Here is a 16,416-nt window from a genome sequence, read left to right as displayed (position 1 = left end):
ATGTAATGGATTGGTTACAGGCTGCAAAGGAAAGACAAGATGAATTAGTACATGAGCTACAGGAGCTTGTGCAAATTAATAGTGTACTGGATGAAACATCAACAACTACAGAAGTACCTTTTGGTGAAGGACCGTTAAAGGCTCTTGAATGGTTATTAGCAAAAGGTCAATCTGAAGGACTAGAGACGAAAAATGTTGATAATTATGCTGGCCATATACAGATGGGTGAAGGTGAGGATTTACTCGGTATCTTATGTCATGTAGATGTTGTGCCAGTTGGTAATGAAGCGAACTGGACATACCCGCCTTTTAGCGGCACGGTTGCAGATGGTAAGCTATTTGCCCGTGGTGCAATTGACGATAAAGGCCCAACGATCGCAGCTTGGATGGCAATGAAGCTCGTAAATGATGCAGGCATTCAACTAAACAAACGTATACGTATGATTATTGGTACGGATGAAGAGACAGGCTTCCGCTGTGTCGACCACTACTTTAAACATGAGGAAATGCCAACAATCGGTTTTGCACCGGATGCAGATTTCCCGCTCATTAATGCTGAAAAGGGCATTGCAGAGCTTGTGTTCTCTCAAAATAAAATGGGGGATGCAATAAAAGAGCAACTATTACTATTTAATGCTGGGAAGCGCCCAAATATGGTACCAGATTATGCTGAAGCGACAATTCAATTCGTTTCTTCACAATTGGAACAGAATTTTCAAACATTTTTAAGCAAAAATCAGCTAGAAGGCTCTTTATTAATGGATGGTTCTCACTATATAATAACTATCAAAGGGAAATCAGCTCATGCAATGGAACCTGAAAAAGGCGTCAATGCGGCTGTTTATCTTGCAGCGTTTTTACAACAAGAGCTGACAACAGAGCTAAGTAAGCAATTTGTTGACTTTATAACAAACGTATTTCATCATGACCATTATGGCCACGCCCTTGCCTTACAGTTTGAGGACGAAATGTCAGGTAAAACGACATTAAATCCTGGTATTGTAACCTATGATGTGACGAAAGGTAGCAACCTGGTCATTAGTATGCGCTATTCTGTATCATATCCATTTGATGAAAAAATGACAGAAGCGCAACGCTTAGCTGCAGAAAAAGGATTCTCCCTGGATATTCAAGATGACTCAAAACCTCATTATGTGAGTGAAGATGAACCTTTAATTCAAGCGCTAGCTGGTGTTTATCGACGTCATACAGGTGATTACGAAACACCATTACTATCAACTGGTGGTGGTACCTATGCGCGCGTAATGAAAAAAGGTGTGGCATTCGGTATGCTCTTCCCTGGCGAGCCGGATGTAGCGCATCGTGCAGATGAATACGTTATCGTTGAAAACTTAGTGAAAGCTGCAGCTATTTATGCAGAAGCAATTGTTGAACTTGCAGGGCAAAAATAACTCAAAAATGAAAAGGATGAATGAACATGGCATACTCATTATTGAATGATCAAATCGTTGAAGAAGGATCTATTGTAGTATCACCAGAAGACCGTGGTTACCAATTTGGTGACGGTATTTATGAAGTAATCAAAGTATATAACGGAAATATGTTCACAGCACAAGAACACATTGATCGTTTCTATGCCAGTGCCGATAAAATTCGTCTTGTCATTCCTTATACAAAAGACGTGTTACACAAATTATTACACGATCTAATTGAAAAAAATAACTTAGACACAGGTCATGTTTATTTTCAAATTACTCGTGGTACAAATTCTCGTAACCATATCTTCCCGGATGCGAGTGTACCAGCTGTATTAACAGGTAATGTGAAAGCTGGAGAGCGTTCAATCGAAAATTTTGAAAAGGGTGTAAAAGCAACATTAGTGGAAGATATTCGCTGGTTACGTTGTGACATCAAATCTTTAAATTTACTTGGCGCTGTACTTGCGAAACAAGATGCATCTGAAAAAGGTTGCTACGAAGCGATTTTACACCGCGGTGAAACGGTAACAGAATGCTCGTCTGCCAATGTTTATGGTATTAAAGCTGGTAAACTTTACACGCACCCAGCAAATAACTACATCTTAAACGGTATTACACGTCAAGTTATTTTAAAATGTGCAGTAGAAATTGGTTTACCAGTTATTGAAGAGCCAATGACAAAAGGCGACCTATTAACAATGGATGAAATCATTGTGTCATCTGTATCTTCAGAAGTGACACCAGTTATCGATGTAGATGGCCATAAAATTGGTGCAGGTGTTCCTGGTGAATGGACACGTAAATTACAAAAAGCATTTGAGGCGAAATTACCAATTTCAATCGAAGCTAAATAAGCACAAGTCGTTAAAAAGAGCTACTCAAACCTTGATGATCAACCAAGGTTTTAGAGTAGTTCTTTTTTTATAGAGCAAAATATGGATGTTTTCTCCTGAAACGTCATGTAAAATAAAAATGATAATGATTTACATGGGCAGTAAGATTGGAGTGACCTTTAAATGGCACAATTAGTGAAAATACAAGATTATGTTTCACGTTATCAAATTGATTTGGCTAGATATCCAACACAATTTGTACGGTTAAAAAAAAGCCAATGGGAACGTGTCAAACGTCAATGGGAGTCAGGAGAAGAAATTAGTGAGTGGCAGCATGTCGACAATGACACAGAAAATGAGCCATTTGAGGAGAAACTACGCTTCTCGTTAATTAAAAAAATCTTTGCTGGTCGTCAGAAGGAAGATATAAAAGAAGATAGTGAGCAGGTAGAAGTAACAAATGAATTTGCAAATGAGGAAGATATTATTCCAGAAGAAGAAACGACCTTAACATTTGAGCCGAAAATAGTGTATGCACCGCAGTCTATTCACGAATTGAAGCGTATGTTCATAGATCAGTTTTTTCATTTCCAAATGAAGTGGGCCAGCTCAACGCTACGAGAAAAATCGTATGTTGATCCTCGATTTATGCGTGACTCTTTATTACGAACTTTATTGCAAAATTTGCCGGATAATTATTTAGTGTTTTATTATCCTATTTTACAGGTGCGAAAAGCCCCGATTGAACTTGATGTTGTTTTAATGTCACCAACCGAATGTATTTGTATTACAGTGCTTGAAGCAGAAAATCAAGCGGTGTATGTAGGCAGTAGCGAACGATTTTGGGTCAAGAAGGTAGGAACAAAGGATTTTAAAATACTCAATCCTATGATTAATTTAAGTCGTATGGAATCGGTTTTAACACAGTTATTTCAGCAAGATAACATAGATATGCCCATTCGAAAAGTTGTGTTAACACGTAATGGCTATTTTGACTATCCCGGATCATCCTTTAGTATACAATTTGTAGATCATCGCAATTATGGGGAATGGATGCAGCATTTGAAAAAAGTATCCTCTCCTATGAAGCATATGCAAATTCGCGCAGCGCAAACGATTTTAAATAATGTGCAAACAACGTCCTTTAATCGTGATATTTGGCAACAGACATCGCAACCATCCGCTGAGGATTAACATATGAATGTATTATTTATTGTTAATGAGGCAGCTGGCAATGGTAAAGGGAAGAAAGTTTGGCACCGTCTTCAACAACAATTAACCATAAACTATGCAGTTGCCTTCACAGAATATGAAGGGCATGGACTAGAAATTGCGAGGCAATGGGCACGAGGGGCACAAACAAAAAAGCTCATTGTCATTGTCGGTGGGGATGGCACGATACATGAAGTTGTCAGTGGTGTCGTACATATTGACTCTATGGTTATTGGCGTTGTAAGGGCGGGCTCAGGTAATGATTTCGTACGATATTTTCCAATATTTCGAAATGCTAAACAAATTGAGACTTATTTACGGTCTGAATTAGTCGGAATTTCGATGGATATTGGCATGATTCAGTTTGGAACAATGCAAAATGAGCTGTTTGTAAATAATGCAGGTATTGGTTTCGATGCATATGTTACAAAGCAGATTAATAAGTCACGCCTTAAATATTATCTCAATAAAATAGGACTTGGCAAACTCTCCTATGCTGCAGCTGTTGTGAGGGGATTATTTAGTTTTGAGCGTTTTAATGTGACAGTACGTACAAAAAATGAAGAACGGCATTTTAAGCAGGCGTGGTTTGTTGCCATGAGTAATCATCCTTATTTTGGCGGCGGCATGAAAATTTCACCACGCTCTAAACCCGATGATGGAAAAATTGAAGTGACGATTGTCTATGGTATTTCCCGTTTGAAATTACTATTTGTTTTTGCCACTGTTTTTTTTGAAAAGCATACGAAGTTTAAAGAAATTACTTTTTTGCAAAACAATCAATTTGAGATTATCTTGGACTCTGACAAGATTGATAGTCATACAGATGGGAACTATATAGGTGAGATTGAACAGGGTACAATTATTCATTGTGCGGTCCAACAAGATGCTTGGAATATAATAACTTTTGATAATGGAAGAAACGTCATTTCACAATAATTTTATGCGAAATGACTGTTTTTACGTTATACTATAAAAAATTAATAATTACCTAGAAGGAAATGAGGAAGAAAATTGAGATTAAGAAATAAGCCTTGGGCAGAGGACATGATTACAAGTCATCCAGAGGTGATCATACCAAATCCTGAAGACTTTAAAGGAAATTGGCAGGCGGTTTTTGGCAATGACAACCCACTGCATATTGAGGTTGGTACAGGGAAAGGGCAATTTGTGACAGGGATGGCTTTGCAGAACCCACATATCAATTATATTGGTATTGAGCTGTATGATAGTGTGATCGTTTGTGCACTAGAAAATATTTTAGAGGCTAAATCTCCAGCAAATTTACGTTTATTAAAAGTAAATGGCGCGGATTTATATAAATTTTTCCAAAAAAACGATGTAGCACGAGTGTATTTGAATTTCTCAGATCCTTGGCCTAAACTTCGCCATGCAAAGCGTCGTCTAACGCATGAGGGTTTTTTGAAATTATATGAGTCGATTTTAGTTGATAATGGGGAAATCCATTTTAAAACGGACAACCGTGGCTTGTTTGAGTATTCGTTAGTTAGTATGTCTGAATATGGCATGTTATTGAAGTATGTATCACTCGACCTACATGCGAAGATGCCAGAGGATAATATTATGACAGAATATGAGCAGAAATTTTCTGCTAAGGGGCAACCAATTTATCGTCTAGAATCACAATTCATAACAAAATAGTTTTCTAGGGGGAGTATGGATGGATCGATTACAGTTTCACAATATGTCATTATCATGGCTAAACGGGGGTGTCACTTGCCTTGATGGTGGTGCAATGTTTGGTGTTGTACCAAAGCCACTTTGGTCACGTAAATATCCAGTAAATGAAAAAAATCAAGTGGAATTGCCGACAGAGCCTATCTTAATTCAATATGAAGGTAAAAACTATATTATTGATGCGGGTGTTGGTTTTAACAAATTAAATGAAAAACAATTGCGAAACTATGGTGTAACTGAAGAATCGACATTGGCTGATAGTTTACAAGAACTTGGTTTAACAGCTGCAGATATTGATGTTGTATTAATGACACATTTACATTTCGATCATGCGGGTGGTTTAACACAGTGGGAAGATGATGTTTTAGTACCTACATTCCCAAATGCAAAAATCTATGTGACGAAGATTGAATGGGATGAAATGTGTGAGCCAAATATCCGTTCGAAAAACACCTATTGGAAAGAAAACTGGGAGCCAGTACAGCACTTAGTAGAAACCTATGAGGGCACTTTACAAGTAACGCCAGGTATCGAAATGATTCATACAGGTGGCCATAGTGATGGACATGCTATAATTAAATTAACACAAAATGGAGAAGTACTACTGCATATGGCGGATATTATGCCAACACATGCTCACCAAAATCCGTTATGGGTGTTAGCATATGACGATTATCCAATGACAAGTATATTTGCCAAAGAACGTTTGATGAAAGAAGCATTAGAAAATAGCTACGGATTTATTTTCTATCATGATGCTTATTACCGCATGATTAAATGGGATACAACGGGCAAGGAAATTGTAGATAAGTTAGAACGCAGTAGACAAGCTGTTATTACATTCTAATGACTAGAACGTGTGAACTTTTTTGGGTTCATGCGTTTTTTTTGTTTAAAAAGCTAGTAGTAGGACGTAATAGATGTTTAGATATTGTAGCTATTTTAGAAAATTATTTTGATTTAGTGTGTAAAGTGCATGCTATTCCTACAGGGAAGCGGAACAATCAAAAACCAAACGTTACGATGCGACGAGGATGGTCAATGCTTTGCCAACAGGCAGCAAGTCCTAAGCTTTGGGAAAAATCTTTTAGGGCTTTTTTTTCGTGAACATTTTAGAAAATATGATACACTAAAAGCTATACTAAAACACAAAAGAGAGTTGAAATAACAATGGCAACTGAGCAACCATTTTTACCAGTACTATTAGGATCAGATATGAATGCATATGGCATGGCACGCGCGTTTTACGAAGCATACGGCATTAAACCACTTGTATTAGGACGTTCACATTTAACAGCTACACAGGATAGCCATATTCTTAATTTTCAAGAAATCGATCGTCTAAATGAACAGGACGTATTTGTACCTGCACTGGCAGAAGTGGCAAAAAAATATGCTGATAAAAATTTACTGCTACTTGCTTGTGGTGATGATTATGCAAAACTAATCATCAAAAACAAACCAGCATTACAGGAGCATTTTACAGTACCATATATCGACGAATCATTAATGGATGAAATTTTACTAAAAGAAAACTTCTATAAAATGTGTGAGAAGTATAATTTTAAGTATCCAGGAACGACAACAGTAACAGCAGAAAACTATCAATCCTTCACACCACCGTTTGAGTATCCAATTATTTTAAAGGCTTCGAACTCAGTGGAATATTGGGCTTGTACATTTCCAGGAAAGAAAAAAGTTTTCATAGCACATGATGAAGCAGAAAAAACAGCAATTTTAAAAGCAATCTATAGTTCAACTTACCAAGATACAATGATTATTCAAGAGTTCATCCCTGGCGATGATTCTTATATGCGTGTATTAAATGCGTATGTAGGAAAAGATGGCAAAGTGAAGTTGATGTGTCTTGGTAATCCTATTTTGGAAGAGCATTCTCCAGAAGGCATTGGTAGTTATGCAGCAATCGTCACAACATATGATAAAGAATTAATGGACCAGGTTCGCTTCTTCTTAGAGGATATCGGCTATACTGGTTTTGCAAATTTTGATATGAAATACGATATACGTGACAAACAGTATAAGTTGTTTGAAATTAATTTGCGCAATGGCCGCTCAAGTTATTATGTAACGGCAAGTGGACATAATTTAATGAAATATGTAGCGGACGATCATATGTTAAATGTTGAACAACAAGTAACCTATGTAGAGGACAAGCATTTGTGGATGATTATTCCTAAGGGAGTATTATTCAAATATGCATCGAATGAAAAACTTAAGCTGGAAGCACTAAAATTGATTCGTGAAGGAAAGTATACAAACTCACTTTACTTTAATGAGGATATGAATACGAAACGTTGGGTGAAGCTAACGTTAAATAACTTAAACTATTACCGAAAATACAAAAAGTACTTCAATAATAAAGGACTATCTGAGTAAAAAGAAGAAGTCTAAAAAGTACTTCAAACAATAGCATCCGCCTTTATATGGTAAAAATCCCCGGGCAAGGCATGAGCCGCATCGCTTGCTAACGCTCCCTGCTAGGTCTCATGCTCTTGCTTTTCCCACAGAGGTCTACGCGGATTTTTACTTTGCATCAAAAAATAGCATACTTGGATACCTCTGAGCATGTTGTTTTTACTTTTGAGACAACCCCTTTCAGATTGACGACAAAAGGTATTCGGAATGTGATCATTCCGAATACCTTTTATAGTAGTTGCAAAAAGCCCCTATTAACGACAGTAGTACTATGTATCGAATCAATAATGATATGGTCAGCACTCAATAATCCTTGCCGCAATTTCTTTTAAAATGCGGAAATGTAGCTGAGTCTTGAAAGCGACAGTTCATAATTTTTACTGATAGACGTACACTCGTATATTGGAGTGTAGGCGACGACTTCTGCAAAGAATAGCATGAGTTGAAGGCCAGCAGGAGCCTAGTGTAACGAGGAGACTGAAGCCATGACCGCGAAAGGCGTCCGCTAGCGGAAATCTACGGATTCCTATAGATCCTTCTATTTGAAAAAACTGTAAGAAAACTCAATTATTTTTTGAGTTTGTCTACAGGCTGAAAGGGGGTGTCTCATTCATTTGAGACACCCCTTTTCTGCGCAAATGCGGCAAAAAGATTAAATTTTTTAGCATTAGCATCGCCATATTGGATATTTAATGTAGCTTATCTCGCATGAATTGAAGATTAAAGTGTCACTATTATAATTCAATTAGTTCAACAACAACGCCAGAGCGTGCGTCAGCAGCGAATTCGAAAGTTTGCATTTCGCCCTCATACATGCGTGAAATACCACCACGATAAACAGGAATCGTCATGAAACCATTCGTAAAATTATCTGTTTTCATATAAATCCACGAACCGTCGATCGGTGCATCCTTTTTAAATTCTTTTTTTATGTTTTCAAGTACTTGTCCAGCAGGCACATATGGAGAAACTTTTTCACTTGCTTCTTTAATAATGACTGCGGCGGCTAGGCCCGTTGCAACACCAATTAAAAAATCACGTAATTTCATGGTTTTATCCTCCTTTTCCTATAACATCATTTTATCATAGCACAGAGAGTGAATGCACGTTCATACTGGGGGACTTTTATGAAATATATCAATATTTCGACTTCGGAAATAAGTGTGATACAATAGCAAGGAAGAAAATTCTACTTCGTGGGGAGAGAGTCATCATGAATGAGGGAACATTACAATTATTTAAAACATTAACAGAGTTACCAGGCGCACCGGGCAATGAACATGCAGTACGCGCGTTCATGCGTTCTGAGTTAGAGAAATACTCTGATGAAATTATTCAAGATAATTTAGGTGGTATTTTTGGCGTAAGACATAGTGAAATAGCTGATGCACCGAAAATTTTAGTAGCAGGTCATATGGATGAAGTGGCATTTATGGTCACATCGATTACGGACAACGGTATGATTCGTTTTCAAACATTGGGCGGCTGGTGGAATCAAGTAATGCTGGCACAGCGTGTTGAATTGTTTACAAAAAATGGGCCTATTCCTGGTGTAGTGTCATCGATTCCACCACATTTACTAACAGATGCTGAGCGAGCAAAGCCGATGGATATGAAAAACATGTTAATAGATGTTGGAGCTGATAGTAAAGAAGATGCTATTGCAATTGGTGTTCGTCCAGGCCAATCCATCATACCTGTATGTCCATTTACACCGATGGCCAATCCTAAAAAAATAATGGCAAAAGCTTGGGATAACCGATATGGCTGTGGACTAGCTATTGAGTTAATGAAAGAAGTAAAGAATGAAAAGTTAGCTTGTCATTTATATTCCGGCGCAAATGTGATGGAAGAGGTTGGGCTTCGAGGTGCTCAAGTATCAGCGAATATGATTAAACCAGATTTATTCTTTGCTTTAGATGCTTCACCTGCAAATGATGTATCTGGTGATAAAAATCAATTCGGTCAGCTTGGTAAAGGTACGTTACTACGCATTCTTGATCGCTCAATGGTAACGCACCGTGGAATGCGTGAGTTTATTTTAGATACAGCGGAGTCTAATCATATTCCATATCAATATTTTGTATCACAAGGTGGTACAGATGCTGGCCGTGTGCACACTGCAAATGATGGTGTTCCTAGTGCTGTAATTGGGGTTTGTTCACGCTATATTCATACCTCAGCATCTATTATCCATATTGATGATTATGCTGCAGCGAAAGCATTAATTGTAGAGTTAGTGAAAAAAGCAGATCGATCGACATTGGAGACGATTCGAGCTAATGTGTAAAGAAACATGAGAGATGCCATAATTGGCATCTCTTTCTATATATAGAAAGAGGGATTTTCATGAACATAGCAATTGGTACAACAAATAAAGCAAAAACTAAAGCAGTAGAAGTTATCGTTAAACAATATTTTGAAAAAGCTGTTTTTACATATGTCAAGGCTTCCTCTGAAGTGTCTGAACAACCTATAACTACAGAAGAAACACGACAAGGAGCGATTAATCGTGCGAAAAATTCATTGCATGCAACTGGCGCAGCATTATCTTTTGGCCTTGAAGGTGGTGTCACTGAAATTGAAGGTGAAATGTACATCTGTAACTGGGGGTCTCTTGCTTTAGCGGATGGTACAATTTTTACGGCTGCTGGTGCACAAATTATATTACCAAAGGAAATTGCCCAGGAAATAATAGCTGGGAAGGAGCTTGGTCCTGTTATGGAAGCATACACAAAGCGTCTGGATATTCGTCAAGGTGCGGGTGCTGTAGGTATTTTTACGCGAGGAATAGTAAGCCGCCAGTCTATGTTTGAGCATATTGTCGCGCTGTTGGTTGGACAATATTTGTTCACATTAGCAGCTGAATAGTGTCTTCGGACTAGTGATAATGGAGCAGAGTAGTTGCAACTTTACTGAAATTTTTTTAAAATAAAAAAAAGTTAGCAATGAAAGGAAGATAGAAATGTCTCGTAAGTGGCTACAAGCATTGACTTTAATGCTTTTGATTTTGGGACTTTCTGGCTGCAATCAATCTGTTGATGAACAAATTGCAAGTGGACTTAAAATAACGGAAACTGTTTTTGCAGAGAAGCCAGAAGAACATACAGATAAAATTGGGCATATCCAATTGTTTCTACCAACTAAATTTAAAATCGAGGACAGTTCAGATAAATATAATATTTTAATATCTAAGGGCAAGGAATCTTATATTCTTTTCATCAATGATCGTGAAGATTCAGACAGCAAACTCTATTATAATTTACTAAAAGAAGATAGTTCCAAAGAAATTATTAAAGAAAATACTTATGAGAAGGATGATAGTTTCGGATTTTCAGCGATTTCTAAAACTGAGAAAGATGATGAATTTGAGCTAGTTGTCAGTAGCGGCGGCGTAAAAATGACAACCATTTCAAAGTCTCAAAATATTGAAGATAATCTACATGAGATGACGAAAATCGTTCATTCGGTTAAGATTAAATAATTGCATAGTTTTGAACAAGACGGTTCACAAACATGTGAGCCGTTTCATTTTGAACTTTATTCAGTATTCAGTGGGTTTCCAAACACCTACAGGCTAAGATTTAAGCCTTTGGTGGATGTCGCGGATTTTAAAGGGAATAAATTTATTATGGATGGTAGCCCCATCTGCGCCGCTTGCAAGCAATAACTTAGCTACCAGAAAGCTAGCGGCAGGCGCAATGGCTATACGCCACGTCTCGTGGTTTTACTGAAATGACTGACATCTTGTCTGCCATTGTGCAGGCCTACCAGTGCAAAGTTAAATTTGGCCGCATTACGGCGAAGCGTATTCACATAGAAAGGACGTGAACTAGATGAAACAAATAAAATCAGAACAACTAATATCTCTATTGAAAAAACAATTAAATGAGCAAATATTTGATTTTGAATTCGATAAAAAGCATGATAAATTGCGCTTAAATCATAAAAAAATAGGCAAAGGGATGGAGCTTTCTTTACCAGGTATTATAGCGAAATACAGTGAAAAGCAAGAGGTGGCAATCAATGAAGTGGTTTATACAATTGAGCAAACCTTCACGGCAATGGAGCAGGAAATGGAACAAGGGTTCCAAACATCTACACAAATTTACCCAGTGATACGTGCAACATCCTATCCACAAGCATCAAAAGAGGGGCATGCATTTATTACTACGGAACATACGGCAGAAACGCAGATTTTTTATGCACTTGATTTAGGAAAAACATATCGCTTTATTGATGAGTCAATGTTAGAGGCATTGCAATTGACAATAGAGCAGATTCGTGAAATGGCACGTTTTTCGGTCAAGCAGTTACCGACAGTCTATAAGAAAGATGAAGTGGCTGGAAATTTCTTTTATTTTGTTAATGTCAACGATGGCTATGATGCAAGTCGTATTTTAAATGAAAACTTTTTAAAAGACATGCGTGGACAAATAGAGGGGGATATGACGATATCTGTCCCTCATCAAGATGTATTAATACTAGGTGATATTCGTAATGAAACAGGTTATGATGTATTAGCACAGATGACGATGCATTTCTTTACTGTCGGAACAGTACCGATTACGTCGTTATCATTTATATATGAAGACGGTGACTTAGAACCGATCTTTATTCTAGCGAAAAACAGAGTGAAAAAGGAGCAAGAAGAACAATGAATGTATTTTACAACAAAGCGTATGTAGGAGACGTATTATTAGTGCAATTAGCGACAGAGGCAATTGTGAAAACAGTGGTTGAACGTGCTGGCGATATTGCCATTTTAAAAGAAGCTCAAACAGGAGAGATTAAAGCTTTTAACCTATTTAATGCAAGCAATTATGTACAAACAGAAGCTCAAGGTAATGTCGAAGTTACACCAGAATTTGTAGCACAACTAGAGGCTGCTATTACAAAAAATGGCGCTACAATCAGTCTTGATGTTGATTTTTCACCAAAATTCGTGGTGGGCTATGTGGAAACAAAGGAAAAACATCCAAATGCTGATAAGTTAAGTATTTGTACTGTAAATGTAGGTGACAAGAACTTACAAATTGTTTGTGGAGCACCGAATGTTGAAGCTGGTCAGAAAGTAGTAGTAGCCAAAGTTGGAGCAGTTATGCCTTCAGGTATGCTCATTAAAGAAGGTAATTTACGAGGCGTCGATTCATTCGGGATGTTATGCTCGGCTCGTGAATTAGCGATTCCAAATGCACCGTCTGAAAAAGGAATCTTAGTATTACCAGAAGAAGCGGAAATTGGCAGTGCTTTTGAAGCGCCAACTCGTTAAAAGTATATTATATATGCAAAAATCGTTATGTTACCAATGTTGTTGGTAGCGTAACGATTTTTTTGTGAAGGTTGGGCCTATAAATGCAAGTTTCTATAACACTTTTATGGTATGCTTTTTTATATAGACGTAGCTTTGTTTTTAAAAGGCTCTCTTTTGAAATCATAGACAACGCTATAAACGAAGTGTATGAGAAATGAGTGAAACAACGTGAATTGGTTTAAAAAACAAATAGATAAAATTTTAAATAGAGATGACTATGAATATGAAGATAACTATGAATATGAAAACTATCAGGAACAACATGAGCAACAACAATCGTTGAAAGAAAACCCTGTAAATAAGCAAAAGACCTTTCGTTTTCCATTAATTGAAGACAAAGAAGCGGAGTCATCAAATGAACCAAAAGAGGCATTCAATCAAATGGACGATGCTTATTATGGACAAATTGAAGATTTATCGTTACCGAAGCATTTACATAATCATATCGTAGATTCACGAGTTTACGATGTGGAGGTTTCGGGGATTCGTGAGCTTTTAGAAAACCGTACAAAACGTACAGGTCGAACGACAATTACACGAAGTCAGCCAGAGCAAGAGAATCGTTCAAAGGCACGGATGATTTTTCGTGATGCACAATATGAACCGGTTATTCAAAAGGAGGCTGCTCCTCCTAAGAAAGAACCGACTGTTGAAAGTAGTTTACCACCGAATCGTAAACGTTTTGTACCAACGGATGTACCTTCTCCAGTGTATGGCTTCGCTAAGCCAAGCCCAATTGAGCAATTATTAAACAAACGTATGGAAGAAAATGATGCTGAAAGACCTTCAACACCTGCGACTGTAAAAGAAACGACAACAAATGAGGCGATTGAAAATATACTAGTAGAAAAAGTGCCTAGCCTGACACGAAATGATGTAATTGATCGGGTTAATGAGCCTAACGATATGGAAGCTACACCACAACAAACGAAAACAATTAATGAAGATCAGGCTGAAAAAAAACAAACGATTACATTTGATGCAGATTATGACGCACAGAAGCAACCAATTACTTTTGATGAAGTTCAAGCTGAAGAAAACCTTCAAACAAAAGACCTTTCTAATATGGCAGTACCGCCAACGACATCGTTCGCAGTCGGTTTTGAAGAGCAAGTGAAGGAAGCTGTACAGCAAGAACTCGCTCTCGATCAACTCTCTGCAAATGAATCTGATATTCATGTGAAAGAAGTTATTGTGGAACAAGTACAAATAGAAAACTCAACAATCCACATTGGTGAAGTGACAGTTGTACAGCCGACCGCAGATGAGGAAGCAGAGCAAGCGGTTTTGGATGAGCAAGCTAATAAAGCAACAATTAAACAAGAAAAAAGCCGCATTCCTTTTAATGTTTTAATGTTAAAAACGGATAAAGAGAAGTGGCAAAACCGCCAACAGCTTAAGGATACACCACAATTTATTTCTGATGATATTCATAGGACGGTAGCAATGCCAAATAATGAAAACGTTGAGTCAGCTGTGGCGATGCCAAATAATGAAAACGTTGAATCGGCTGTAGCGATGCCAAATAATGAAAACGTTGAAACAGCTGTGGCAATGCCAAATAATGAAAACGTTGAAACAGCTGTAGTGATGCCAAATAATGAAAACATTAAATCGGCTGTTGCTATTCCAAATAATGAAAACGTTAAGACAACTGAATCTATTCATATTACTGAAAACGTTAAGTCAACTGAAGAAGTATCAGAGTCTGCTTCGTCGTCTGTGATGAAGGAAACAGAGCTCACTCTTCCAAAGATGGAATCTGTAAATACAGCACTAGAAAGTGTAGCAGAGATTACAATGTCGCCTGTAGCAACAATGGACCGCCCATCAACTGTAGAAAATACAGCGATGGAGGTAGTAGAAGGAGCCGATGAAATTGCAGCGACTTCACTAATGGATGCAAAGGTAATTACTGCTCAAGCATTTGTAGAAGAAAAGATTGATATCCCAAGTGTTCTGGGGAATGCTGAAATAGTTGAGGATATGCCACAAGAGCAGTCTCAAATGATTGAAGTGTTACCTGAAAAGGAAGAGCCAGCCGTTAAACCTTTGAAACCTGTTCGAGTGTATCATAAACCAGGTGAAGAGTTTTTAGAACCGCCTGAGGAAAAAACACAAGACACTGAGTGGATGGAACAACAGGGAGATACATTAGTCGAAGCTCTTTCTTATTTCCAGGTATCAGCTCAAATTGAATCTATTATGCAAGGGCCAGCTGTTACGCAATTTGAAATAACAGTAAGTCATGGAACAAAGGTAAGTAAAATACGTAACCTAGCTGATGATTTGAAGCTAGCATTAGCAGCAAAAGACATCCGTATTCAAGCACCGATTCCTGGTAAAAGTTCAATTGGCATAGAAATTCCAAACCGCGTATCTCGAGCTGTTCGATTATCAGAAGTGACAAATAGTGCTTCCTTCCTCGACTCGGATTCACCGCTTGAAGCAGCACTAGGGCTGGATTTAACAGGAAAGCCAGTAACGATTGATTTACGAAAAATGCCACACGGCTTAATTGCCGGAGCTACAGGCTCAGGGAAGTCAGTTTGTATTAATTCTATTTTAGTTAGCTTATTATATAAGGCTGCACCACATGAGTTAAAACTTATGCTGATTGATCCCAAAATGGTAGAGCTTGCTCCGTTTAATCATATTCCTCACTTGGTCAGCCCGGTTATTACAGATGTTAAGGCTGCAACAGCGGCATTAAAATGGGCAGTTGAGGAGATGGAGCGTCGTTATCAGTTATTTGCGCATGCAGGTGCGCGTGACATCACACGCTATAATGCATTAGCCGATAAAAATAATGAGCATAGTTTAAAATTACCTTATATTTTAATTGTCATTGATGAGCTAGCCGATTTAATGATGATGTCTCCTGCAGATGTGGAGGAGGCCATTTGTCGTATTGCCCAAAAGGCACGTGCTTGTGGTATTCATTTAATTGTTGCAACACAAAGACCGTCTGTGGACGTTATTACAGGGCTCATCAAATCAAATATCCCCACACGTATTGCCTTCGCGGTGTCTTCACAAATTGATTCGCGAACAATATTAGATGGGCAAGGAGCGGAAAGATTACTTGGACGAGGCGATATGCTATATTTAGGTAATGGAATGTCTGCACCAGTACGTTTACAAGGGACATTTGTGACAGATGATGAAATAGAAGCAATCATAGACCATGTTCGTGAGCAAGGTGAACCGGATTATATTTTCGATCAAGAGGAGCTTTTAAAGAAAATTGAAGTTTCCGCAGAGCAAGATGATCTATTTGAAGATGTATGTCGATTTGTTTATGAACAAGGTGGAGCCTCTACGTCCCTAATTCAACGTAAGTATCATATCGGTTATAACCGTGCTGCACGGTTAATTGATATGTTAGAATCTCATGGTTTTGTGTCAGAGGCAAGAGGTAGTAAACCGCGTGAAAGTTATATTACCGAGCAAGATTTAATTGCTATGTTTGAATAATAATCGC

General features: G+C 37.9%; 14 protein-coding genes. 13 read left to right on the top strand and 1 reads right to left on the bottom strand.

Going from position 1 to position 16,416, the window contains the following annotated elements; all coding sequences use genetic code 11:
- Window positions 1-5: 5 nt before the first annotated feature.
- The 7 genes from pepV (at window position 6) to H131_RS16290 (ending at window position 7,579) form a co-directional block, all read left to right on the top strand.
- A complete protein-coding gene (pepV, locus tag H131_RS16325) occupies window positions 6-1,412 on the top strand; it encodes a dipeptidase PepV (RefSeq protein WP_010860243.1) in 1,407 nt (468 codons plus the stop codon).
- Window positions 1,413-1,438: 26 nt separating this feature from the next.
- A complete protein-coding gene (dat, locus tag H131_RS16320) occupies window positions 1,439-2,293 on the top strand; it encodes a D-amino-acid transaminase (RefSeq protein WP_036130688.1) in 855 nt (284 codons plus the stop codon).
- Between the two features lie 162 nt (window positions 2,294-2,455).
- Complete coding sequence (locus H131_RS16315; protein WP_036130684.1) at window positions 2,456-3,466, top strand: nuclease-related domain-containing protein; 1,011 nt, start codon at window positions 2,456-2,458, stop codon at window positions 3,464-3,466.
- Between the two features lie 3 nt (window positions 3,467-3,469).
- Window positions 3,470-4,423: a diacylglycerol/lipid kinase family protein gene (locus tag H131_RS16310; protein WP_010860241.1), complete on the top strand. Its 954-nt coding sequence runs from the start codon at window positions 3,470-3,472 to the stop codon at window positions 4,421-4,423.
- Between the two features lie 75 nt (window positions 4,424-4,498).
- Complete coding sequence (gene trmB / locus H131_RS16305) at window positions 4,499-5,146, top strand: tRNA (guanosine(46)-N7)-methyltransferase TrmB (RefSeq protein WP_010860240.1); 648 nt, start codon at window positions 4,499-4,501, stop codon at window positions 5,144-5,146.
- Window positions 5,147-5,165: 19 nt separating this feature from the next.
- Window positions 5,166-6,029: a YtnP family quorum-quenching lactonase gene (locus H131_RS16300; RefSeq protein WP_010860239.1), complete on the top strand. Its 864-nt coding sequence runs from the start codon at window positions 5,166-5,168 to the stop codon at window positions 6,027-6,029.
- Window positions 6,030-6,352: 323 nt separating this feature from the next.
- Window positions 6,353-7,579, top strand: a complete 1,227-nt coding sequence (locus H131_RS16290) for a carboxylate--amine ligase (protein ID WP_010860238.1) — start codon at window positions 6,353-6,355, stop codon at window positions 7,577-7,579.
- A 773-nt stretch (window positions 7,580-8,352) separates the two neighbouring features.
- Here H131_RS16290 and H131_RS16285 read toward each other — a convergent pair.
- Window positions 8,353-8,667, bottom strand: a complete 315-nt coding sequence (locus H131_RS16285; protein ID WP_010860237.1) for a hypothetical protein — start codon at window positions 8,665-8,667, stop codon at window positions 8,353-8,355.
- 164 nt (window positions 8,668-8,831) lie between these two features.
- On the opposite strand from H131_RS16285, the gene H131_RS16280 reads away from it, so the two are divergent.
- From H131_RS16280 to H131_RS16255, 6 genes are all read left to right on the top strand, one after another.
- Entirely contained in the window at window positions 8,832-9,908 is a 1,077-nt protein-coding gene (locus H131_RS16280) for a M42 family metallopeptidase (protein ID WP_010860236.1), read from the top strand.
- A 59-nt stretch (window positions 9,909-9,967) separates the two neighbouring features.
- On the top strand, window positions 9,968-10,489 hold the full coding sequence (locus H131_RS16275; protein WP_010860235.1) for a DUF84 family protein: 522 nt from the start codon (window positions 9,968-9,970) through the stop codon (window positions 10,487-10,489).
- A gap of 94 nt (window positions 10,490-10,583) precedes the next feature.
- Window positions 10,584-11,102 carry a hypothetical protein gene (locus H131_RS16270; RefSeq protein ID WP_036130678.1) on the top strand — a complete coding sequence of 173 codons (519 nt, stop codon included), beginning with the start codon at window positions 10,584-10,586 and terminating at the stop codon, window positions 11,100-11,102.
- A gap of 352 nt (window positions 11,103-11,454) precedes the next feature.
- A complete protein-coding gene (locus H131_RS16265; RefSeq protein ID WP_010860234.1) occupies window positions 11,455-12,279 on the top strand; it encodes a DUF1444 domain-containing protein in 825 nt (274 codons plus the stop codon).
- The gene (ytpR, locus tag H131_RS16260) at window positions 12,276-12,890 is read left to right on the top strand and encodes a YtpR family tRNA-binding protein (protein ID WP_010860233.1); all 615 of its coding nucleotides are present in this window, start codon (window positions 12,276-12,278) and stop codon (window positions 12,888-12,890) included. Before H131_RS16265 ends, ytpR begins: the two co-directional genes overlap by 4 nt.
- A 210-nt stretch (window positions 12,891-13,100) precedes the next feature.
- On the top strand, window positions 13,101-16,409 hold the full coding sequence (locus H131_RS16255; protein ID WP_036130674.1) for a DNA translocase FtsK: 3,309 nt from the start codon (window positions 13,101-13,103) through the stop codon (window positions 16,407-16,409).
- The last annotated feature ends 7 nt before the right edge of the window (window positions 16,410-16,416 follow it).

Origin of the sequence: Lysinibacillus sphaericus OT4b.31, from assembly GCF_000392615.1 — a bacterium.
In the GTDB taxonomy this organism is placed as follows: domain Bacteria; phylum Bacillota; class Bacilli; order Bacillales_A; family Planococcaceae; genus Lysinibacillus; species Lysinibacillus sphaericus_B.
The sequence above is the reverse complement of the archived record's forward strand: the minus strand, read 5'-3'. Positions and strand labels throughout refer to the sequence as shown.